The following is a 23,195-nucleotide window of genomic DNA, read 5'->3' as shown; positions in this document are numbered from 1 at the left end:
TATTAGGATGATGAACAGTAAAAACTGGCAAATTTAAGTATTTATCCTCACACTAGTAAGGTTAATGTTTAGGAGGCCGTTTATGGATTTTCCCGCTCGAATAAAGCAACAAACTTGCATGGATTGCTTAAGTGGTAAGTCATTAGGATTTGAAATTCGAATGGCATTTCAACCTATTATCCATTGGCCTAGTCGTGAGATTAGCGGTTATGAAGCCCTGGTCAGAGGCCCTGATGGTGAAGGGGCTGCGTGGGTGTTTGAGCGGATTAATGAAAATAATAAATACTATTTTGATCAGGCTTGCCGTGTTAAAGCGATAGAAACCGCTTCAAAGCTGGGACTCGATAAGATGCTCAGTATCAACTTTTTACCTAATGCCGTATATAACCCTGAGACCTGTATCCGCGCGACGATTGAAGCCGCCGACATGTATGGGTTTGATATTCACAAAATCATGTTCGAAGTGACTGAGGGCGAGCAAATTGTCGATCGGGCAAAATTAGTCCGTATCTTCGAGAGCTATGCTAAGCGTGGTTTTATCACGGCAATCGATGATTTTGGCAGTGGTTTTGCTGATTTAAGCTGGCTCGAAGCCCTGCGCCCTCAAGTATTAAAACTTGATATGACCTTGATCCGTGATATCGATCTCGATAGAGAAAAGCAGTTAGCCGTGGATGAAATACTGCGTATTTGTTTAGAGCTTAATACAAGAGTTTTGGCCGAAGGCATTGAGACTGAAGCCGAACTTAATTATCTCGCTGGAATAGGGATTGAGTATTTTCAGGGGTATTATTTTGCCAAACCACAACTCGAATATTTGAGTTCCTATGAAGAGCTGAGCTTTCACGCCCCAAAGTAAATGGTTAGGTGGATTGATATCGTTGCACGATTAGAGTGATAACACGTGCAGAGACACGATGGATAATTCTTTGTTTCTGATATCGGCTAACTGATATATCATGCGCCACCTAAAATTGCCCTTGTTACCTATTCGCTACTATGTCTTCCAACGCGCTCTATACCGATTTATCCGGTTATTACGATTTAATGTGTTCCGATATTAACTACCAGCAACAGAGCGCGAGTATCCATCGTCTGCATCAGTTCCTCGGCAATAATGGTAAGCAACATCTTGATTTAGCCTGTGGCACTGGTCCGCATGTGCGGCATTTTATCGACCTTGGTTATCAGTGCAGTGGCCTTGATATTAATCAGCCTATGCTAGACATGGCCATGCGTCGTTGCCCTGAGGCTCAGTTTAACCTCCAAGATATGACGGCTTTTTATTTAGAAGAGCGCGTCGATTTGATTACCTGTTTTTTATACTCCATCCATTACAGTGCTTGCATCGAACGCCTTAAAAGCTGTATCGCCAGTGTGCATAGCGCACTTAATGATGGTGGGCTGTTTTGTTTTAATACTGTCGATAAGCACAGAATCGATAACACAAGTTCGGTTAAGCATTTTGCCGAGTTTGATGGTAGCCATTTCGCCTTCGAATCCGGCTGGCATTACAGTGGGCAAGGTGAGAAACAGTCATTAAAGTTGAGTATTGCCAAAAGCAGTCAGCCGTTTGCTGAGGTCTCGCCTTTACCTGTCTCTGATATGAAAGGCTTAGGCTCGCTGGAAGCTGGGTTACACGCCGCAGGTTTGCAAAAAGTGGGCTTACAAGAAGTCCACAGTATTGAGCAATGGCAAGATCAACATGCTATGGTCGCTACCAGCTTCACTGAGCTGCAGGAATTGTTAGCGCCCTATTTTGAAGTGCATGTTTTCGAACACGATTATGAAAGAATTGTCCCGTGGGATTTAGCATCAGGTAATGCGCTGTTTGTTTGCGTGAAGATTTGACCTTCTGTTGAAGTTTGGTAACAGAAGATCTGCTCATAATGTCAGTGTTACTCGTTAAATCTCGCTTCTCTTTCAGTCTGTTTTTATGTAAAGCCAAATTAAAGTTGTAGGCTTCACTCTTAATTTTTCATCAAGAGTCGACCAAAAGGGGAAAGTACCGTTCCCCTTTTGGATATTCCTTGCCAAATAACGTCCATGTTTAACAATCAGTTCGTCATCCATAACTCTTGTTCATAACGCTGCGGCACAGTATTCCTGTTAAAGCTTGCTTTAATAAATAAGTCGCACAATAGAAATGATAACAGGTTTAATTAAATGTAATGATTTTGTGTGTTTATTTTATTGCCTATGAAATAGTTACAATTTCATAGGCAATAAATACATTAAGACAAAATTAGCACGGCTTTAGTGTAAGTATGAAAAAAGTTTCATGTGTTTTATAAAAATAGTTAACTTGAATTTAAAATATTAAAATAAATCTATGGTATTGATAAGTAAGGTTATTGTTTTAATTGTGTATTGATCTGAGTGTGGTTTTGCGAGGTTGGCATTATTTTTGTAATGTCCTTAGTGTATTTAAATAATTAACTAGGAGTACTTTATGAAAAATCCCATTCTTACTTTAGCTGCCATTATTTCTTTAGCCTCTTTTAGTGCATATTCTCATGCTGATAACATGAGCAACAGTGATGCCGCAGAAAACGGAATCTATGTCGGCGCTAACTACGGTTATTTAAAAGTCGATGGCGATGATGATTTTGATGATAATAGTGATGTAATGCAGGGCCTTGTTGGTTATAAGTTTAATAAATACCTTGCTCTTGAAGGTAGTTACATTAACTTTGGTGATTATGGTAATGGTTTAGCCAATGCCGAAACCGATGGTTATACGGCAGCCCTTAAAGTCATGTTTCCAATTGTAGACAGAGTCGAGTTATACGCTAAAGCTGGGCAGCTATGGTATTCCACCGATTATAAAGTCGTCGGTTTTTCTGGAAATAAAGATGATGAAGGTGTATTTGCGGGTGCAGGTGTTGCATTTAAAGTCACAGACCGATTTTTAATTAATGCTGAGTACACTTGGTATGATGCAGAGATTAATGCGGATAATGTAGCTAATGGTGCAAATACAGAAACGGACTTTAAACAAGCAAGTTTAGGTGTTGAATATCGATTCTAGATATTTTTAATACTTAAAATTAAAGTACTAATCATCGAGGTGTAACACGCTAAGTGTTATACCTTTTTTACTTTAATATTATCTTGATGGTAGATGTTATTGGATTTAATAAGAAATGTTGAGAGCTATTTACAAACAACAATATAATGCACTTTCCATTTTTGCCTACAATCTGTTATGGCGAAAATTGCTTGAACGAGTACCATTAAAAATGATGGGACGATATAGTGGACAAAAATCAAACTAATTCATTAAAAAAGGCGTTTTAAAACATGCAAACCCCACCGATTTTAGGCATGGGAGGATTGCCTATCGTCACTAGGACGATGACAATCAGTACATTTATATCGAAAGCCTTGTTCTAAAAGAGCAGAAATCTGGTATCGTCTTACTATGGTCAAATACAGATAATTCATGGTGATAGTCTCTTATATCTATGGTTAACATAAGTATGCTTTTGAGTAAACTATGGTTGAAAATAGAACTGATAGATTGAGATTTGCACTCTTGGGCGTTAATCTTGCTTCTATTCTCCGATTAGAGTATCGCACTTCGGAGTTGAATTTTAGTTATCTTAATTATGGTATAGCAAAATGAGTAAAAAAATATTTACAGGGAAAGTAACAGGTCATTATAAAAATGGTCAACTAAGGATTGAGGAAAATTATGAAGATGGAAAGTTAGATGGTATTCGTAATAGTTATTATGAAAACGGTCTGCTAGAAAAAGAAGAAAATTATAAAAATGGAGTGTTAGATGGTATTTGTAATAGTTATTATAAAGACGCTCAGTTAGAAAAAGAGGGAACTTATAGAAAAGGCACTAGAGAAGGCATTTATAAGCATTATTGGTCTAATGGAAAACTAATGGAGGAAAAGTTTTATGTAAATGGGAAAGAAGAGGGTATTTGTAAAAGCTATTATAGAAACGGTCAGTTAGAGTCGGAATTGACTTATGGAAATGGGACTTTAGAAGGTGTTTGGAAATATTATAATGAAAATGGTCAAGTAACAGTACAAATTTTTAAAAATGGGAAAGAAGACGGTTTTTATCGAACTTATCATTGTAATGGTGAACTAGAGAATGAAGCGTTGTATATAAATGGAAAATTAGAAGGTGTTTGGAGGTGTTATAATGAAAATGGTAGATTAACAGTGGAAAAAACCTATGTTAATGGTATTAGAAATGGTCTGTTTAAATATTATAATGAATACGGTAAATTAGAGGCGGAAGGCGTTTATAAAAATGATCAATTAGATGGTCTTTATAAAGCCTATGATGAGGAAGGAATATTGCAAGCTGAGGAATATTATAAAAATGGAGAGCGAGAGGGGCTTTTTAAGAGTTATCATAAAAATGGTATAATAGAAGTAGAAGGAACTTATGAAAATGGTAAGAAAGAAGGTATTTGGAAAAGCTATAATGAAGATAGTCATTTAATTCAAGAAACGACTTATAATAATGATTAGTTAGATGGAATCTTTAAAAAAATTGCAGCAATTGACAATTAGTGTTGGAAGAAATAAATCTTGTCCTCCATTTGTAGCGAAGATATAAATCAGGCCACCCAATATAAAACAAGAAAATAATGTACTTTCAGTTAGCATCCAAGTGACTAAAAGTCACTTAGCGGCTAAATAGCTTGCGAGGTATTGCTCCAGAGGATGAGGACTAACTCAATTAGCCTATTTTGCTGAAAAACTTAGATTTTTAGTAAAAAATACCTAAGCCATTCTCTTGTTGGCTGTTGTGAAAGGCATGGTTAATGATGCAGGATTGAAATCAGCCAGCGTTGAGGTGCTGACAGCATTTGGCAAAGTGCCGTCGTCGCTTTTCTAAGTGTTCGCAGTAATCAGTCAGTTCTTGCAAGGTTCCCACAGGGCCATGAAATAGCTTACCAAACTCGGTGGTAAGCTTAAGCCAATTGTCATGGTGGATATTTAATCTTGTCAGTAACTTGGCGCTATTTTCAGTGATTGCACCTAGTTTATCATTTCGAATAATTCGACCGGTATCATCCACCAATTGAAGGTAATCTATTAATGAAAACGTAATGCCAATGGGTTGGTTATCGCGTTCATTGCCGATAAAAGGCAATAGATTTTTTGGGCTGCTCATCTTTCAATGCCGCCTGAATTCGAAGCTGAATACTGGCATGAGCTGATCGCTCCAGTGTATCGGCCATTTGGGCTCTGATGGGATTCAAATCCACATAAGTCATACAGGCTAAAACGGCAGCTTCATCAAGTAGAGCTTGATTCTCTATAAAAGAAATAGGTAAATCGACCTTCCCAAAAACGCCCAGTACAGTTATCTTCTTGATTTGCTTGTCTTGCTATCGGCTCGTTTAAGCAACGCATGAACCAACTGATATCACATAAGCGGTGCGATAAATGGCGATTGAATGCCTTAATCTGTTGACCTCGTCCGCTTCAACCAACCCACCTTTGGCGAATTTTTGCGTTAATTCATCGCCTTTAAATAGCTTATGCCATTGCTCAAGCACCTCCCTGTCGCTCCTGCGGTTTGCTGTCTCTACATCAATGCGTAAAACCACATGTAGATGATTGGACATCACCGCAAAGGCCGCCACATCTATTGCAAAAACGGCTTCGAGTTCAAACAATAGCGATTCTACCCAAGCGCGGCGATGGTCATGGTTTTTACCTGAGTAACGATCATCGCCACACAAAAAAGCACGTCGAACGACACGACTGCAACAGTGATAAAAAGGGGTGTCTTCAAGACTAATCTGAGTTCTGCGAGGGCGCGGCCTACAAACCTCCTTGTTTAATGCTTAACCAAAGCATATTCGGAGGTTAACTACCTCGCCATTAACGATGGATGTCCATTTAGTATTTTGGATGTCCATTTAGTATTTCCATTTAGTATTCTTTAGTATTCTCATGCACAAGTCAGAGGGTATGAACAAGCGGATATTGAACATTACAAAACGTTAGATACTTCTCAGCGTGGAGTCTACACAGAAGACGGTAAATTTAATGCTGGAGCAGGCAACCGTGCTCGCTCTTACGACCCCAGCAGATTGAGTGATCCTAATGATAAGAGGGCCAAAGCGTTTGATGAAAACTATAGAAATAGAATGTCAACACATTCATCTTCGAAGAAAAAATGCTAACTTGGTGGGGGCGTATGAAAAAGATTGATGTAGGTACTTGTTTTTACATTCCGCTTGAAAGCGGTGAGTTTGGTTTCGGATACATTGTTTATGATGATCGGTTTCTCATTGTGAATATATTTGATTTTAAATCAATAAGTTGTAATGAAATTGCCTCTGCTTTTGATCGGCCACTTTTGATTGAAGGGTGGCTAATTGATGTGGTTGTTTTCGCTAAAATAAAAAATGCAATGTACCCAAAGTGGGAGTTACTACGTAAAGTTATATATGACAACCCTAAGTTCCCTGTAAACCCTATAGTAATATATGGGCTGCCAAGCAGGCTCAAATGCCTAAATTATGTAACTGGCGACACGTTTGACGCTGCGGATAATGATATAAATATTTATCCTAGATTTATCACGAGGCATAGTGACTATTACTCTGCTTTCGTGAGCTTAAAGTATTCTGGTGTTCAGTTTGATAATCTGCGGTTTGATGAAAAGCTTGATTGCTATATACCAGTTCTCAATGGTCTGTAATTTTTTACTATTAGCAGAGGTTGTATCAATACTACATAGTTAGACATGTTGGCTGTACAGATCTAGTTATCACCTTACACCGAAACAATTTAACGAGCCGTCCATTGTTAAATTTGTAAAGTGTCTGCTTGTGAAAAGGCATACAGATTACTGAAGAGTTGGTTGAATTAAGCATTGGCATGTAAGTGACCGTTGACGGCATGGATGCCGTCGTCGAGCCCTCATGGATGAGTTCATGGCGTGTCACTGGAATGACAGTGCTTAATCATCAGCGGTGTATTGGTTAAGTTTTTGAATGACTTAAACAAAAAGGCGCCTAAGCGCCTTTTCTACTATTCAGTTATGGGTAAACCACCCAAAACCTCAGATTTGATTACAACTCTCTATTACACAATCAGATCATACTCATCTTTGAGTATCTTGATGATATCTGCCTTTGGATTCGCTGGCAGCGGGATTGGAGCGCCAGTCACCTTCTCGGCAACGCCGGTGTAAGTGCGTGACACTTGCATCATGGCCTCAAGTGGCAGGTCATTGTCGCGGGCGAGGGCTTCACGCTCTGGCATTCTGTCTTTGTTGAGCAGCACATCAGGATCAGGGAAATGATTTAGCAGGAACTGGCGGAAACCCTCTTTGGAGTTTTCCAAAATCTTGCCATCGCGGTAGGCTGCGCCGTCCCAAATACGTGATGAGTCTGGAGTGCCAACTTCATCCATGTAAATCAGTTTTGAATTGCCATCTTTATCGGTCACATAACCGAACTCAAACTTAGTGTCGACAAACACTTGATCAATGTCGGCCAGTGCTTTTGAAATCACTTTAAAGCCATCTTTTAACAGCTTCTCGTACAGGTCGATATCTTCTAACTTTTCAAAGCCAAAGGCTTGGTAGTTGGCTTGGATATCGCTGCGGCTGATGTTCACGTCATCTTGGGCTGGCACACCTGGGATGCCGGTTAAAATACCCTTAGTCGATGGGGTGATTAACAGCTCAGGGAGCTTTTGATCTTTCTCTAAGCCTTCTGGCAGTGTGATGCCACAGAATACGCGCTCGCCCTTAGAGTAAGCGCGCCACATTGAGCCTGTGATGTACTGGCGGCAAATGGCCTCGACTTTAATGGGGCGGGCTTTTTGGACTATCCATACGAACGGGTGCGGGATATCCAAAATATGGCTGTCGGCTAAACCGTTTTCGGCAAATAGCTTAAACCAATGATTAGAAATGGCATTTAATGCCGCGCCTTTACCGGGAATGCCTTTGAGGTCACCTTCACCGTGGAAGATACAGTCGAAGGCCGAGATACGGTCGCTGATCACCATGATGGCGAGCGGGGTATCTTCGGGGACGTTATAACCCTTGGTTTTGATTAAACGGCGGCTGTCGGCATCGGTTAGCCAGTAAACGCTGCGAACCTTGCCGCTGTGGACTGGGCTGTCGGTGCGGATTGGCAAATCGTTATTCACGGCTAATACGGAATCAGCAAGACTCATGACGAGTATTCCTTAGGATAGAGAGTGTAGGGATAAGGTTTTTATAAGTGTCGGTTTGCAGATGGACTATGGCGTTAGCAACAGCCAGATTCATTGCAACCGCTTTATTATTCGCGCTTGGCTTAGGGCGTAAAGCGTTCAGCCAGTTTGCGGGATTTGATGTTAAATCTTGAACAGCAAAAATTGTAGTTTCGGGCGGTGTTTGAATTGTGTCAGCAGGAGATAATGCAAGGGAGGGAACAAACGCAGGGCAAGGTTGGCACCACAGTGAAAGTGGTCTGCGAAAGCGGGCTGGGCCCGTGCCATTTTGCTCGAAAATGCTAACCATTAATCCGAGAGAACCTTGTTCTAGACTGCCGCGAAAAAGTGGCGACATTCTACCTTTTTTGACAAAATTTGCCACGGCTATTTGCATCGCTCTTTGCACAGATCTTTACTCAGCCCTTTATACTGCTCTTTACATAGTTCTGTGGCTTGAATCTAGCGGGCATAAGGATTTGCAAGGGAATCACGCGCTAACACTCAGTGCTGAGCATGATCGTGGGCTGGTGTTCTGCGGACGAGCTAATGTTGAAGGGCTGTATTTTAGCGCGCTGATATGCGAGCTTATGATGTAGCTGCAGCCGACAAGACCATCAAGCCAAATATCCAATGGAGGGAATATGAGCACAAGTCAGCATGTACATAATGATAATCAACGAGAGCTAGTATTAGAGCGGATTATCGATGCGCCGCCAGAAAAGCTGTTCCGCGCGTGGACCGAGCCAGAACTCCTCAAAATTTGGTTTACGCCAAGGCCGTGGACTGTGGCTAGCGCGAGCTTAGATGTGCGTGCCGGTGGTTCAAATGTGATCGTGATGCGCAGCCCTGAGGGGCAGGATTTCCCGAATCGTGGCGTGTATCTCGAGGTGGTTGAGAATGAGCGCATCGTATTTACCGATGCCTTTACTGAGGCTTGGGTGCCGTCCGATAAAGCCTTTATGACGGCAACCATCATGTTTGAACCTATAGATGGTAAGACCAAGTACACTGCGCGGGTGCTGCATTGGAATAGCGAAGATAGGCAGAATCATGAGGATATGGGGTTTTATCAGGGGTGGTCTAAGGCGACCGATCAGCTTGAGGAACTCGTCGCGAGCATTTAGCCGGTGAGTCTCAAGCCTCGTATCTGAGAGTAAACAATAAGCAGTACCTAGCCCAATTGCCCTGCATTATCATATGGTTGGGGATTGGGCAGGATTAGAGGTGTTATGTCGTCACAGAAAGAAGTGCCTGTACTTAAACAATCAGTGCTTGCGCCATCCCAACTCGCGCAAAGCGCGGTTTTGCAGGGCAATAGTTTTTTATCAAAACAGTTTAATGGCTTGTCGGAATTAGCCCAAGAGCTACAGGGCATCGAGTTCGAGGATTGCTGCTTTCAAGACTGCCATTTTAGCGAGAGCACTTTCCGTAAGTGCAAGTTTATCGATTGCCGCTTTGTGCGTTGCAACTTAAGTTTAGTGAAAGTGCCCCAGTGCCAGTTCAGCGGGGTCGAGTTTGAAGAGTGTAAGTTAGTCGGTATCGATTGGACCCGCGCCGCGTGGTCGCGTTTATCCTTTGCCGCGCCTTTTTCCTTTAAGCAATGCATTCTAAACGACTGCTCATTTTTAGGCTTGTCCCTCGATGAAATTATCATCGAAGAGTGCAAGGCCCACGATGTGGATTTTCGCGAGGGCAGTTTTAATCAAGCCAATTTCACCTACACGGATTTTAGTCATAGTCTGTTTGGCCGAACTCAATTATTGGAGGCGGATTTCAGCGAGGCCTCAAATTACGATATCGACATTTTTAACAATAAAATCAAAGGCGCTAAGTTTAGCCGCGACGAAGCGATTCGCCTGCTCAATTGCCTCGATATAGAGTTAATGGATTAATGCGATTGTAATCAGTTTGCGCCCGCTAGTGAGATGTTCTTATCCTGCTAGGGTTATCGTAATTGACTGTAATGTCAGTTTTCTTCTAAGCCGCCAGTGTCCAAACTGGCGGCTTTTTTCTGTCTTCTCCGTCGATGTAAAGCCTGTTCCCAATAAGCCTGTTGATCTTATTCACGTATTTCAAGGTCAGTCTTAGGTTTTAGTTGCGGTAGATCACACCGAGCTTCCCCATGTGGTTTACCACAATACCCACCTACCTCTTTCGGGATAACAATCTCTGTGGATGAGCAGTGTATTCAGCGTATGCCGTGTATTTTGAAGATATGGTGGCGCTGTTTTAACGCTTTATAACTAAAAAAGTAATCAAATCAGTGAGCAAACCTCTGCTCGATGGCGTCCAATGTGGCGACTGGCGGGTGGGATGAGCGTGATGGAGGTAACCATGATTGAGCTTAATAGGCGAACCTTTTTAAAGGGAGCAGGAGCGAGCAGCGCCACGTGTGCGTTGGCCAGTCTGCTGCCGGGCAGCTTAGCGGCATTAGAGAATAAGCAGCTAAAGGGCATGGGCAAAGACATTGCCAGTATTTGTGAAATGTGTTCGACTCGCTGCCCGATTTCGGCGCGGGTGATTGAGGGCAAAAACGTCTTCATTAGTGGCAACAAGGCCGCTAAATCCTTTGGCGGTAAAGTGTGTGCCCGTGGCGGCGCAGGCCATAGTTTATTGTACGATCCACAGCGTATCGTTAAACCGTTAAAGCGGGTCGGTGAGCGCGGCGAAGGCAAATGGGCTGAGATCAGTTGGGATGAGGCTTATAAATTAATCGCTGAAAACCTCAATAAAATCAAAAAAGAACATGGCCCAGAGGCCGTGGCATTCTCGTCAAAATCTGGCTCACAAGAAAAGCATTTGTTTCACCTTGCGACCGCCTTTGGTAGTCCAAATACTTTTACCCACGCGTCGACTTGCCCTGGTGGTTATGAAATTGCCGCTAAGGCTATTTTTGGCACTAAGGTCAAACGTGATTTAAGTAATTCTAAATACATCATTAACTTCGGCCATAACCTGTACGAAGGCATCAATATGTCCGAAACCCGCGGCATGATGGCGGCGCAAATGGATAAAGGTGCCAAGCTGGTGGTGTTCGAGCCAAGATTCTCCGTCGTGGCCGATAAAGCCGATGAATGGTATGCCATTCGTCCCGGTACCGACGTGGCCGTTGCCTTGGCGTTATGCCATGTATTGATTGAAGATAATCTTTACGACAAGGCATTTGTCGCGCGCTATGTGGAAGGCTTCGAAGCCTTTGCCGCCGAAGTGAAAGCCTATACCCCTGAATGGGCAGAAACTATCTCCGATGTGCCTGCCAAAGACATTCGTCGTATCGCCCACGAATATGCCGCTAAAGCGCCCCATGCTGTGGTCGATTTTGGTCACAGAGCCACCTTTACCACCGAAGAGTTTGAGATGCGCCGCGCCCTTTACGCCGCTAACGTCTTGATTGGTAACATCGAGCGTAAGGGCGGGATTTATATCGGCCAGAAACCCGGTGATTACAACAAGCTTGCCGGTGAAGCGGTTGCGCCTGTATTGGCAAAACCTGGTGTGAAAGACATGCCAAAACCAGCAGCGAAACGTATCGATCAGGTGGAAGAACAGTACGCCATGATGTGGACATCTGGCGGCGTTTACCAAACCATTCTCGATGCCACATTAAGCGCTGTTCCTTACCAGTTACACGGTTGGGTGATGTCACGCACTAACCCAATGCAAACCATGACAGACAGAGCACGCGTTGTTGAAGCGATGAAAAAGCTCGACTTTATCGCCGTGTGTGATGTGTATATCAGCGAAACCGCCGCCTATGCGGACGTGATTTTACCTGAATCGACTTATCTTGAACGTGATGAAGAAATTGCTGATAAGTCAGGTAAAAATCCGGCCTATTATGTGCGCCAACGGGTCGTTGAAACCTTAGGTGATACTAAGCCTTCTTGGCAGATCTTTAAGGATGTGGGTGTGGCTATGGGCCTTGGCGAGTTCTATCCATGGGAAAACATGGAAACCCTGCAAATGCTGCAGGTGAACCGCGACACTGACCTGCTGCGCCGGATCAAAGACGAAGGTTTTGTGAGCTTCGGTAAGCCAATTATGTTGTGCGAGCCTAAGATGGTTACCGAGTTTATTAAGGCATACCCCAATGCGCGACCTGCCGATGAAGACGGCACTTACGCCAGCGCACTGACCTTTAAAACGCCAAGCGGCAAAATTGAACTCACTTCCGCGAAAGTCGAAGCCATGGCACCGGGCCGTGGGGTGATCAAGTTCCGCGAAGTGAATCTTAAAAAAGCAGATGAGCTGTACTTTATCCAAGGCAAAGTGGCGGTGCACACCAATGGCGCAACCCACAATGTGCCTATGCTCGCTAACCTGATGTCGGATAACGCAGTGTGGGTTCACCCTGTTACTGCGGGCAAGTTAGGGATCAGCAATGGCGACCCAATCCGCCTCACCAGCAGTGTTGGCACAGAAGAAGGCCATGCCTTAGTCACGCCGGGTATTCGCCAAGATACTGTGTTTGCTTACATGGGCTTTGGTTCTAAAAACAAAGAGTTGGTCAGAGCAACGGGCAAAGGTATCCACTGCGGTAACTTACTGCCGCACGTTACTGCTCCTGTGTGTGGCATGACAGTGCACACCACGGGCGTCACGCTGGCAAAGCGCTAATCGGAGGCTTAAATGAATAAACGATATGTAATGGTGCACGACGAGAATAAGTGCATCGGCTGCCAAGCTTGTAACGTGGCGTGTCGCAGTGAAAATGGCGTACCCGAAGGCGTAACTCGTCTGCAAGTGCGTGTGGAAGGTCCCTTTGGTGAGATGCCCAATCTGCATTTCAAATATCACAGGGTATCTTGCCAGCAATGTGAAGATGCACCCTGCGTTAAAGTGTGCCCAACAGGCGCGGCCTATGTGGGTGAAGATGGCATTATCTCTATCCATACCGAGAAGTGTGTCGGCTGTATGTACTGTGTGGCAGCGTGCCCTTATAAAGTGCGCTTTATGAACCCAGAAACCAAGGCGGCGGACAAGTGTAACTTCTGTAAGGATACGCGTTTAGCACGGGGCGAAGAGCCAGCGTGTGTGACTGTGTGTCCAACCGATGCCTTAGTGTTTGGTGATGCCAATGATCCACGCAGTGAAGTGGCCATCATGCTCAACACTAAAATCACTTACCAAGATAAAACCCATTTGGGCACTAAACCTAGGGTATATCGCGTTCCTACCAAAAGAGGGGGGATTTGATTATGAACAATACTTGGGGCGACATGGCGCAATATGATCCTGTCACTTGGCACTGGGTCATCGCCGTTTACCTGTTTATGGCGGGGTTATCCGCGGGCAGTTTACTGATTGGCATTGGTTTACGCTGGGCGAATAAGGAACTCAGCGCGGGAGCCGAAAGCAGCATTCTTAAGGCGGCAGCCATTATTGGGCCTGTAGCAATTAGCTTAGGTCTAGCTTGTTTAGTGTTTGACTTAACCAAACCATTCCACTTTTGGTTGATCTTAATTCACTATAACTTCCAGTCTGTGATGGCTATCGGGGTGCTGGCGCTGCTGGCGTATTCTCCCTTAGCTTTTGCGTACGCCATTATTGTGCTGCGGGATGACTTACCAAAATGGGGGTTGGGTTTCCTAACACCTATCGCTAAGTTACTTATGCCATTTCGAAAGCTGATTGAAGTATTGTTGTTTGTCCTCGCCATTGGCGTAGGGGCTTACACTGGCTTCTTAATTTCGGCGATGAATGCCTATCCTATGCTCAACACTGCGGTACTGCCTGCGCTGTTTTTAGTGTCAGGTCTATCGGCGGGCGCTGCGGCAAATGCGGTACTGGCGTTGCTGATGTTTAAGACTGACAGCCACGACAAAACTTTAGTGAAGATGCACGGTTTAGAATTGCCTGTGATGGCGATTGAAATTCTGTTCCTGTTCATGTTGTTTTGCGCCTTGTACTTCAAGGGCGGCGCGGCGGCTGCGGCCTTAGCATCGTTAACTTCTGGGCTATGGGCAAGCGTGTTCTGGATAGGTGTTGTCGGAATTGGCTTTGGTATTCCATTGCTGTTTATGCTGCTACCCGCCGCGACTCGCCACACTAAGGGCGCGATGATCATGGTGGCTTGTGCGAGCTTAACGGGCGTACTCGCCTTAAGACACTTTATTATGTACGCAGGGCAAAGCTATTTAAGCTGAGTGTAATCTGGCTTTACATATTGATAGATAAAGAAAAAGCACTGGCAATGTCAGTGCTTTTTTATTGTTTGAATCGTGAGAAGGTTTGCCAGTACAAGCGGGACGCTTATTGGGGTAATAACTCGATAACCGACTTCACCGTTAGTACTAAGGCGCTGATACTGCACAGGACTAACGTCGCCATCTTTGTCTTCTCTTTATCGACACGGCCCACTAATCGTCCTGCGACTAAGTAACCTAAAATCACAGAGGGGAGCAGCATCAACGACAGCCACAGATGTTTTAATTCTAATAAGCCAGTGATCGCTAAAATGATCAATGCAATCATGGAGCTAAAAATGAAGAAGGCCGACAGGGCAGCGCGAAACTGCGAGGCATCTTTGCCTGCCAACAAAATCGCCATCGGCGGGCCACCAATCGCGGCGATATTGCCGAAGATCCCTGAAACCACGCCCGCACCGAAGAGGGTTTTCTTATTCACTGGCAGGCTGAATTTATACAGGCTGAGGATCACTGCGACAGTCACAATGGCGGCGATGGATAAACCCAGTATGGGTTGAGGCGCAAACAGCAACAGGCTCGCGCCGATAAAACCACCGGGCACGCGACCTAGGAGCGCATATTGCAAGCCATTGAATTCTAAGTGACCGCGTTCACGCACTAAGGTCAGCAGGGCGATGGAGAAACCCATAGCAATAACAGGCGCAGGTACAAGTTGTGGATCGACGATATACAGCAAAGGACTGGCGACAACCGCAAGCCCAAACCCAATCAGACTTTGGGTTAATGCGCCCAGAAACACGACCAGCGAGGCTAAGGCGAGTGTCTGTGGATCTATCATAGAAAACATAGGATTTCCTATATCCCAAACCAACTCAAGATGGTGAAATTTAAAGTTTGAAGTCGCTTGGGTATAAACAAAAAGGGATCGTTAACGATCCCTATTGATGAGCACTGTGATATGACTTTGAAAGCGACGAGTCGCTATTCCATGTCTTCCCACTCGATTCCCATTTGATCCATCAACAACTTGGCTTCGGCGGGAATGCTGTCTGGGTTATCTTTTGACAGATCGTCATCGTTGGGCAATGGCTGGCCAGTGTAGGCGTGCAAAAATGCCTCACACAACAGCTCGCTGTTGGTGGCGTGACGCAAATTATTGACCTGACGACGAGTACGTTCGTCCGTGAGGACCTTAAGCACTTTGAGCGGAATAGACACAGTAATTTTTTTTACTTGTTCATTCTTCTTGCCATGTTCAGCATAGGGGCTGATGTATTCCCCATTCCATTCAGTCATTGACTCACCTGTTATAACGCTAAATTCGGGGCAGATTTTAAACCCTTACAAAGAACAGTCAAATTATTGCTACTATTTCTTTGTGATTGCAAACAGATTTCTTTATGTTCAGACGTCTAAACGTCTTCACGCCTATTGACGATGGCGTTGGGCTTAGGTACATTTAGACGTCCAGACATCTCTATCAGTCTATCGAATTTAGGAGTCCACCCATGGCAGAGCGTCAATTAGCCACACTGGCAGTGCGTCAGGGTATCGAAAGCGATACTCAATATGGCGCAGTTGTGCCACCGATTTATTTGTCGACTAATTACGCCTTCGATGGTCATAAAAATCCCCGCGAATTCGATTACAGTCGTTCAGGCAACCCAACGCGCTGCATTTTAGGCGAAGCATTAGCGCAATTAGAAAAGGGCGCCACTGGCATAGTGACGTGCACTGGCATGGCGGCCATCACCTTAGTGACTACTTTGCTCGGCCCCGATGAACTATTAGTTGTGCCCCATGATTGCTATGGTGGTTCCTACCGTTTATTTACCAACTTAGCGAAGAAAGGCCAGTTTAAGCTCATTGTGGTCGACCAAACCGACAGCCAAGCGTTAGCCGCCGCCATTGCGCAGAATCCTAAGATGGTGTGGCTCGAAACCCCATCGAACCCGTTATTGCGTGTGGTAGATATCGAAGCCATTGCTAAGGCGAGCCATGAGGTCGGCGCGCTGGTGGTGGTCGATAACACCTTTTTATCGCCGATATTGCAACAACCCCTATTGTTAGGCGCGGATATCGTTATCCACTCCACCACTAAATATATCAATGGTCACAGCGATGTGGTCGGCGGCGCTGTGGTCGCCAAAGACGCGCAAATCGGCGAAAGCTTACATTGGTGGTCGAACACTCTAGGCTTAACGGGGTCAGCCTTCGACAGTTATCTGACCCTGCGAGGCCTGCGTACCTTAGCGGTGCGTATTCGCGAGCATCAAACCAATGCCCAGCGTATTATTGAGGTATTAACGCAAAGCCCTGTGGTGAGCAAAGTTTATTACCCCGGTCTTGCGGATCACCCAGGTCACGCCATTGCGGCCAAGCAACAACAGGGCTTTGGCGCTATGCTGAGCTTTGAGCTCAAAGGCGGCGAGGCCGAAGTGGTGGCCTTTTTAGGTGCACTCAGCTTATTTAGCGTGGCGGAAAGTTTAGGTGGCGTCGAAAGTTTAGTGGCCGTGCCCGCCACTATGACCCACAGAGCCATGGAGCCGCAGGCGCGTTTTGAGGCAGGTATTAAGGACACCCTATTGCGTCTATCGGTGGGTATTGAAGATGCCGCCGATTTAGTTGCAGATATTCAAGCAGGATTAGCCGCCGTTGTGGCTTGTCAGTAGAGGAATAATAGATGGCACGTTGTCACTTACATAAATTTGGTGGCTCCAGTTTAGCGGATGCCGATTGTTATCGCCGAGTCGCCCATATCCTGTTAACCCACGGTCATAGTGATGATCTCGTGGTGGTCTCTGCGGCGGGTAAAAGCACGAATTTCCTGTATAAATTATTAGCGCTGCGTGATGCGGGTCAGCTATGGCAAGAAGAATTACAAGTGCTGATCAGCTACCAACAGGGGTTGATTGAGCAGTTGTTGTCGAATGAACAAGCCCGCGATCTGCGTGAGCGTTTGGCCACAGATAAAGCGCAACTCATCAGCTTGTTGTCCTTAGATGAGCGCAACGAATACCAAATCAATCATGTGGTGAGCTTTGGCGAACGTTGGTCGGCACGTTTAATGGCGGCGCTACTGCGCGAATCTGGCGTGGCGGCAAGCCATGTGGATGCCTGTTCAATTTTAGTGGCCGATGAAGCCGCTGTACCGCAAATTCGGGTACAAGAATCCCGCGCTAAAGTACAAGCCCTATTAGCCGCGCATCCCAATGAACGCTTAGTGATCACAGGTTTTATCTGCGCTAACGAGCGTGGCGATACCCTATTACTTGGCCGTAATGGTTCCGATTTTAGCGCCAGCCTGATTGCTAGTCTCGCCGATATCGAGCGCGTGACCATTTGGACCGATGTGGAAGGGGTGTTCAACGCCGATCCTAATAAAATCAACGATGCCAAGTTACTAAAAAGCATGTCACTTGCCGAAGCCGATCGCCTAGCGCGTTTGGGCTCGCCAGTATTGCATTCGCGCACTTTGCAGCCGTTATTCAATACTGAAGTGAGCTTAGCGGTGCGTTCAAGTTATGCGTCGCATACCGACTTTACCTTAATCGCGCCCCACAGTTCGTCGGCGAGCGCGCCTGTGGTGACTAACCTCAATGCTGTGGTCCTGTTCGGCTTTAAACTCACGGGTGAGTTAACTCGTTTATTAGATTTATTGATCGCCGCAGGTTTAACGCCATTGGCCCATTGGACCTCTGCCCATCAAAGGGTTGAACTTGCCTATACCGCTGAGAATCAAAAACAAGTTCAAAGATTACTCGATGCCGAGGCAGAAGCATTAGGGATCAGCGATCAGCAGATCAACACAGATTTTGGTTTAGTCGCATTAGTGAGTGCCGACGCCGAACATTATCGCCGCAGCTTCGCCCGTTTACTGAGCCGTGATGCTAAACCTTTGTTCAGTGGCGATTTAAGTTTAGTGACGTTAGTGCCCCAGTCACAGGTGAATCTGTTAACCCAAAAAGTTCACCGCCGCTGCGCTGGCCCGCGTAAACGCATTGGTGTCCTGCTGCTCGGTGTGGGTAATATCGGTGAGGCTTGGATCGATCTGTTTAAGTCGGTTTCGCCATCACTGGACCATGAACTCGAAGCCAGTGTTGAGTTAGTCGGTTTAGTCAGTTCGAGTAAAGCCTTGATTAAATCCACTGGCATTAATCTTGCTGCGTGGCAAACAGAGTTTAATACTGAAGCAACGCCTTGGCAGTATGAACATTTATTCGAGCAATTAGAGCAAGTTAACTGCGATGAGCTGGTGGCCTTAGATATCAGTGCCAGCGCTAGTTTGACGCTGCAATATCCAGAACTGTTCGAGCGTGGCATACATGTGGTGAGCGCGAATAAACTTGCGGGCTCGGGTCCACTGCCTTTCTATCGAGAGTTAAAGCAGCAACTGGGTAATCGTCGTTTGTTTTGGCGCTATAACGCCAGCTGTGGCGCTGGTTTACCTATCCAACATGCGCTAAATGATCTGCGTAACAGCGGTGATAGCGTTGAAGCGGTGGGCGGGATTTTCTCTGGCACCTTGTGTTGGTTGTTTGAGAAATACGATACCAGCAAGCCTTTCTCTGAATTAGTGATTGAAGCCAGAGGCTTAGGCATCACTGAACCCGATCCCCGCGATGATCTCTCCGGCCGTGATATGCAGCGTAAACTGCTTATTTTGGCCCGTGAAATAGGCCTTGAAATCGAGCTTGAAGATATTGAGCTGCGCTCACTCGTACCAGCCGCTTTGGCGGATATTCCCTTAGATCAATTTCTCACCCGCATTGCCGAGTTAGATGCCGATCTGCTGCAACAGTATGGTGCGGCGGCGGAGCAAAATAAGGTGCTCAGATATGTGGCATCCTTAGACAACAGCGGCCCAGAGCTCAAGGCCGAGGTGGGTTTGCAGTGGATTGATACCCATCACCCTTACGCCAACTTAACCCCTGGTGATAATGTGTTTGTGATCCGCAGTGTCTTCTACCAAGGTAATCCGCTGATCATCCGTGGACCGGGCGCAGGACGCGAAGTGACCGCGGCGGCGGTGCAGTCGGATCTGACCCAGATCTGTCGCGATCTGCTGCAGGAATAACGCGGTATCAAGCTTCTTAAAGGACTCATTCGAGTCCTTTTTTATTGGCTAGAATAAATCTATCGAATTAACCGAGATTAAATGCGGTTTATGGGTATTTTTGGGCTTGACTTACATCTCAGTTTCTCTAGTATATGGACATATAGACGTCCAAACGTCCATTTGAACTAATTCATACTAGCAAAGAGTAGCGCCAAGGGCGGTTGAGGAAATACACATGGCTTTTCATCACGCACAACATTCACAATCGCTGAACCAGAGCTTGTCTGAGCTTAATGGCGATATTAATGTTTCTTTTGAGTTTTTCCCGCCATCGACCCCCGAAATGGAACAGATCCTGTGGAACTCTATCCGTCGTTTAGAGCCGCTGAATCCTAAGTTTGTGTCTGTGACTTATGGTGCTAACTCAGGCGTACGTGACCGCACCCATGGCGTGATTGAGCGTATCCAACAGGAAACTGACCTCGTTGCCGCGCCGCACTTAACCTTAGTGGATGCCAGCGATGAAGAGCTATTAGAACTGGCTAAGCATTACTGGAAATCGGGCATTCGTGACATAGTGGCACTGCGTGGTGATTTACCCGCGGGCAGCCCAAAGCCAACCCGTTTTGCGGTCGATTTAGTGCGTTTACTGCGCTCTGTGGCTGACTTTGATATTTCCGTTGCGGCCTATCCAGAAGTGCATCCCGATGCGAGCAATGCACAGGCGGATTTGATCAACCTTAAGCGTAAGATTGATGCGGGTGCCAGCCGTGCCATTACCCAATTTTTCTTCGATGTGGAATCTTACCTGCGTTTTCGTGATCGCTGTGTTGCCGCCGGTATCGACGTTGAAATTGTGCCGGGTATTTTACCTGTGACTAACTTTACCCAGCTAAAACGTTTCGCGGGCATGACCAATGTGTCGTTACCGAATTGGTTACATAAGCAATTCGACGGTCTAGAAAACGATGCGGGTACACGCCAATTGGTGGGGGCAAACGTGGCCATCGACATGGTGAAAGTGCTGTCCCGCGAAGGCGTGAAGGATTTCCATTTTTACACCTTAAATCGCGCCGAATTGACCTACGCGATTTGCCACACTTTAGGCGTGCGTCCTAAATAAAACCTTATAAAATAAGCTAATAAAAACGCCGCAGAGAATGCGGCGTTTTGTTTTGTTTAAATTCTAAATTGAGCTAATAAAGTTGTTAAACGGGCTGCGAGTTGGGCAAGTTCATCGCCAGCGCGTGCGGTTTGTACCGCACTATCTGTCGCATTGGTCGCAATATCATTGATGTTATTAACATTTTTATTAATCTCAGCCGAAACCGCACATTGCTCATTTGCAGCGCTGGCGATCTGGATATTCATCTGGCTAATGGTGGAAACCGCATGGGTAATGGCTTCGAGTGCTTCACCCGCTTGGTGAACTTGGGATACACAGCTTTGGGTGGTGCGGGTGCTGGTTTCCATCGCATTGACTGTAGACTTAGCTTTATGCTGAAGCGCTTCGATCATCTGCTGAATTTCTGCCGTAGATGCTTGAGTGCGACTCGCCAGAGTGCGTACTTCATCGGCAACGACTGCAAACCCTCGACCTTGTTCTCCCGCCCTTGCGGCTTCAATTGCCGCATTGAGTGCGAGTAAATTAGTTTGGTCGGCAATATTACGGATAACTACAAGTACAGAATCGATTTCAGCGGTATTACGCTCTAATTCATTGATTTCACTCGCTGCTGTGGCTATTTCCTCGGCCAGTATGGCGATAGTGGTTACCACTTTTTGTACAACCAATTTGCCTTGTTCGGTTGAGTCATTGGCATGATTGGCTGCATCGGCCGCATCGGTCGCATTATGGGCAACTTCTTGTACCGTTGCGGCCATTTCATTCATTGCGGTGGCAACTTGCTCGGTTTCGAGGTGCTGACGACTCGCCATCTTCTGGGTTTCCCGCGTAATGCTCGACATTTCTTCAGCAGAGGTGGCGAGCAGGCTTGTTGAGTCGGCGACGTGGGAAACTGTGTTGTGAATTTTTTCTACAAAGCGGTTGAATGCCATCGATAATTCAGCAATTTCATCCTTACCTTTTACCGCGATTCTGCGGGTTAAATCGCCTTCACCTTCAGCGATATCATTCATGGCTTGGGTGGTTTCAGCGATAGGGCGAGTAATGCCTTTGGCAATAAACCAAGCAATGGCAGTTCCAATGACCAGAGCCACTAAACCGATAAGGATCAACTTAAGGCGAATATCCGCTATCGCTTTTTCTGAATGGGTTCTATCCATCGCAATATCGAGTACCCCAAATACGTTTCCTGAATAATCTTTTATGGCGTTGCGATACAGAGCATAGGTTTTGTTATTTAAGGAAATAGTGCGTATGACTTCATGGCCTTGCATGACGTTATTGAGTTCATCTGTCGCTTGGGTATCAGGCGTGAATGTCGCGCCAAATAACTTATATCCAGAATCATCTGGCAAGATGAGGGCAATTTCTGCTTGATAGGCTTGTTTAAAATTATCAAAAAAGGGTTGACCGAAGGACATGCCAAACTCAACTGATCCTGTGTGTTGCCCGTTGTAACTCATTGGAACTAAACCACGAATACCTAATCCTTCCACTCCATATTCCAAGCCATAAAGAGGGCGCTTTTGGCTATTTGTTTCCACTATGGTCTTGCGTATGCTGGTGAGATCATCGCCAAATTTTTCGGGACGATGCAAGCGTAGAAAAGAAGTGGCTGGTGGCCTATGAAATTGGAATTGCTGAACCGCAAAATCGCGCTTAAGTTGGGTGAATATAGGTAAGGTACGGGTGGTGAGTTCATCACGCTCGCCTGTTGCAAAGGTGCTTTGAACTTCTGGCGTGAGTGAGATGATGGTTGCCATTGCTTCGGCTAATTTGCCCGATGAGGCTATCTCGGCAACAGCGGTTTCATAGATCTTATGGAGTTCTCTTTGCTCGGATTCTGCAACTTGGCGACTGAATTCAGAGAGAACGAGCGGCATGATAAAGCTCATTACTGTTAACAGTAATAGACAGATCCCAATAACGATCCTCGTACTAATTTTTAGATTTATCAAAACAGCCTCCAATTCATGTGCAAATCAACTCAATTTATCCGTTTGATATTATAGAGATACAACTTGATAAGATTTGAGAGGGCGCGAACCTTTTTAAGTTATTTATTCCCTCTTACGCTCGTTTCGTGCCCTTGGACACAGATCTATTTGTGACCTAAATATTTACTTAGCCTGCTAACTAAGTATAATGCTTAGCACGCTAACTAAGTGGGTGAGCAAGATGCAAAAAGAATTAGAGCGACTAAAAGAGTTATCACTGGCGGAGCATTTAGGCCGTCTGCATCGATTGTGGCGTACCGTGGCCGATGTTGAGCTGGCACCTTTAGGATTAACTCATCCCCGTTGGACTGCCCTTTGGAAACTGCTGCGTTTAGGCGACAGCGTGAGCCAGAAAGTATTGGCTGATGCCTTAGAAATTGAATTGGCTTCGCTAATGCGCACCTTAGGGCAATTAGAAGAGCAAGGTTTAGTCGAGCGTCATTGTTGTGACAAAGATAAGCGGGCAAGGATTGTGAGCCTGACGCCAGCGGGATTAGATGTTTTAAAGCAAATGGAAGCGCGGATTATTCAAGTGCGCCGTGAGTTATTAGGCGGGATCAGTGCCGAAGAGTTGAGCGAATTTGAACGCATTATTAGCCTGATCAGCGACAATGCAAGCGCCAAATTAACCAAGGTTACAGACACCCTTTTGTGAGAAAGAA

19 protein-coding genes and 2 pseudogenes are annotated in these 23,195 nt (G+C 45.5%); 14 read left to right on the top strand and 7 right to left on the bottom strand.

Annotated features, from left to right (window positions below; all coding sequences use genetic code 11):
* The first annotated feature begins 82 nt into the window (after window positions 1-82).
* The 3 genes from L5M71_RS08035 (at window position 83) to L5M71_RS08025 (ending at window position 3,031) form a co-directional block, all read left to right on the top strand.
* Window positions 83-859, top strand: coding sequence for an EAL domain-containing protein (locus tag L5M71_RS08035; RefSeq protein WP_113940061.1), 777 nt, complete (start codon window positions 83-85; stop codon window positions 857-859).
* Window positions 860-999: 140 nt separating this feature from the next.
* Window positions 1,000-1,851 carry a class I SAM-dependent DNA methyltransferase gene (locus L5M71_RS08030; protein ID WP_263206855.1) on the top strand — a complete coding sequence of 284 codons (852 nt, stop codon included), beginning with the start codon at window positions 1,000-1,002 and terminating at the stop codon, window positions 1,849-1,851.
* 601 nt (window positions 1,852-2,452) lie between these two features.
* Window positions 2,453-3,031, top strand: a complete 579-nt coding sequence (locus L5M71_RS08025; RefSeq protein WP_263148076.1) for a porin family protein — start codon at window positions 2,453-2,455, stop codon at window positions 3,029-3,031.
* A gap of 305 nt (window positions 3,032-3,336) precedes the next feature.
* Here the strand turns inward: L5M71_RS08025 and L5M71_RS23120 are convergent.
* A pseudogene (locus tag L5M71_RS23120) lies at window positions 3,337-3,447 on the bottom strand (IS30 family transposase); the annotation flags it as partial.
* Between the two features lie 177 nt (window positions 3,448-3,624).
* Between L5M71_RS23120 and L5M71_RS08020 the strand changes: the two are divergent.
* Window positions 3,625-4,500: a toxin-antitoxin system YwqK family antitoxin gene (locus L5M71_RS08020; protein ID WP_263206852.1), complete on the top strand. Its 876-nt coding sequence runs from the start codon at window positions 3,625-3,627 to the stop codon at window positions 4,498-4,500.
* Window positions 4,501-4,813: 313 nt separating this feature from the next.
* On the opposite strand, the pseudogene L5M71_RS08015 reads toward L5M71_RS08020, so the two are convergent.
* Window positions 4,814-5,783: pseudogene (locus L5M71_RS08015) on the bottom strand (transposase).
* 401 nt (window positions 5,784-6,184) lie between these two features.
* On the opposite strand from L5M71_RS08015, the gene L5M71_RS08010 reads away from it, so the two are divergent.
* Entirely contained in the window at window positions 6,185-6,691 is a 507-nt protein-coding gene (locus tag L5M71_RS08010; protein WP_263183952.1) for an Imm26 family immunity protein, read from the top strand.
* Between the two features lie 386 nt (window positions 6,692-7,077).
* On the opposite strand, the gene L5M71_RS08005 is transcribed toward L5M71_RS08010, so the two are convergent.
* A complete protein-coding gene (locus L5M71_RS08005) occupies window positions 7,078-8,181 on the bottom strand; it encodes a phosphoribosylaminoimidazolesuccinocarboxamide synthase (protein ID WP_263206850.1) in 1,104 nt (367 codons plus the stop codon).
* Complete coding sequence (locus L5M71_RS08000; RefSeq protein WP_317629999.1) at window positions 8,168-8,596, bottom strand: hypothetical protein; 429 nt, start codon at window positions 8,594-8,596, stop codon at window positions 8,168-8,170. The genes L5M71_RS08005 and L5M71_RS08000 overlap by 14 nt, the downstream gene beginning before the upstream one ends.
* Before the next feature lie 247 nt (window positions 8,597-8,843).
* Here L5M71_RS08000 and L5M71_RS07995 point away from each other — a divergent pair, with 247 nt between their 5' ends.
* From L5M71_RS07995 to nrfD, 5 genes are all read left to right on the top strand, one after another.
* Window positions 8,844-9,326, top strand: coding sequence for an SRPBCC family protein (locus tag L5M71_RS07995; RefSeq protein ID WP_131524358.1), 483 nt, complete (start codon window positions 8,844-8,846; stop codon window positions 9,324-9,326).
* Window positions 9,327-9,431: 105 nt separating this feature from the next.
* Entirely contained in the window at window positions 9,432-10,094 is a 663-nt protein-coding gene (locus L5M71_RS07990; protein ID WP_263206848.1) for a pentapeptide repeat-containing protein, read from the top strand.
* A gap of 442 nt (window positions 10,095-10,536) precedes the next feature.
* Window positions 10,537-12,819 carry a thiosulfate reductase PhsA gene (gene phsA, locus L5M71_RS07985; RefSeq protein ID WP_263206846.1) on the top strand — a complete coding sequence of 761 codons (2,283 nt, stop codon included), beginning with the start codon at window positions 10,537-10,539 and terminating at the stop codon, window positions 12,817-12,819.
* Window positions 12,820-12,831: 12 nt separating this feature from the next.
* Window positions 12,832-13,398 carry a 4Fe-4S dicluster domain-containing protein gene (locus L5M71_RS07980; protein WP_105251316.1) on the top strand — a complete coding sequence of 189 codons (567 nt, stop codon included), beginning with the start codon at window positions 12,832-12,834 and terminating at the stop codon, window positions 13,396-13,398.
* Window positions 13,399-13,400: 2 nt separating this feature from the next.
* The gene (gene nrfD, locus L5M71_RS07975) at window positions 13,401-14,348 is read left to right on the top strand and encodes an NrfD/PsrC family molybdoenzyme membrane anchor subunit (RefSeq protein WP_263206844.1); all 948 of its coding nucleotides are present in this window, start codon (window positions 13,401-13,403) and stop codon (window positions 14,346-14,348) included.
* 106 nt (window positions 14,349-14,454) lie between these two features.
* On the opposite strand, the gene L5M71_RS07970 is transcribed toward nrfD, so the two are convergent.
* Window positions 14,455-15,198, bottom strand: a complete 744-nt coding sequence (locus L5M71_RS07970; RefSeq protein ID WP_113940051.1) for a sulfite exporter TauE/SafE family protein — start codon at window positions 15,196-15,198, stop codon at window positions 14,455-14,457.
* A 134-nt stretch (window positions 15,199-15,332) separates the two neighbouring features.
* Window positions 15,333-15,647 carry a met regulon transcriptional regulator MetJ gene (gene metJ, locus L5M71_RS07965; protein WP_259582805.1) on the bottom strand — a complete coding sequence of 105 codons (315 nt, stop codon included), beginning with the start codon at window positions 15,645-15,647 and terminating at the stop codon, window positions 15,333-15,335.
* A 212-nt stretch (window positions 15,648-15,859) separates the two neighbouring features.
* Between metJ and metB the strand changes: the two genes are divergently transcribed.
* The 3 genes from metB to metF all read left to right on the top strand — a co-directional run bounded on the left by metB (window position 15,860) and on the right by metF (window position 20,533).
* Window positions 15,860-17,023, top strand: a complete 1,164-nt coding sequence (metB, locus tag L5M71_RS07960; protein WP_263206842.1) for a cystathionine gamma-synthase — start codon at window positions 15,860-15,862, stop codon at window positions 17,021-17,023.
* A gap of 11 nt (window positions 17,024-17,034) precedes the next feature.
* Entirely contained in the window at window positions 17,035-19,428 is a 2,394-nt protein-coding gene (locus L5M71_RS07955; protein WP_113940049.1) for a bifunctional aspartate kinase/homoserine dehydrogenase II, read from the top strand.
* A gap of 217 nt (window positions 19,429-19,645) precedes the next feature.
* Window positions 19,646-20,533, top strand: a complete 888-nt coding sequence (gene metF, locus L5M71_RS07950; RefSeq protein WP_012088154.1) for a methylenetetrahydrofolate reductase — start codon at window positions 19,646-19,648, stop codon at window positions 20,531-20,533.
* 56 nt (window positions 20,534-20,589) lie between these two features.
* Here metF and L5M71_RS07945 read toward each other — a convergent pair whose 3' ends face one another.
* On the bottom strand, window positions 20,590-22,491 hold the full coding sequence (locus tag L5M71_RS07945; protein WP_263206947.1) for a methyl-accepting chemotaxis protein: 1,902 nt from the start codon (window positions 22,489-22,491) through the stop codon (window positions 20,590-20,592).
* A 223-nt stretch (window positions 22,492-22,714) separates the two neighbouring features.
* Here L5M71_RS07945 and slyA point away from each other — a divergent pair, with 223 nt between their 5' ends.
* On the top strand, window positions 22,715-23,188 hold the full coding sequence (gene slyA / locus L5M71_RS07940; RefSeq protein WP_105251323.1) for a transcriptional regulator SlyA: 474 nt from the start codon (window positions 22,715-22,717) through the stop codon (window positions 23,186-23,188).
* The last annotated feature ends 7 nt before the right edge of the window (window positions 23,189-23,195 follow it).

Origin of the sequence: Shewanella sp. SW1, from assembly GCF_025653545.1 — a bacterium.
GTDB lineage: Bacteria > Pseudomonadota > Gammaproteobacteria > Enterobacterales > Shewanellaceae > Shewanella > Shewanella oncorhynchi.
Note: the sequence above shows the minus strand (reverse complement) of the source record. Positions and strands in the feature narration are given on the sequence as shown.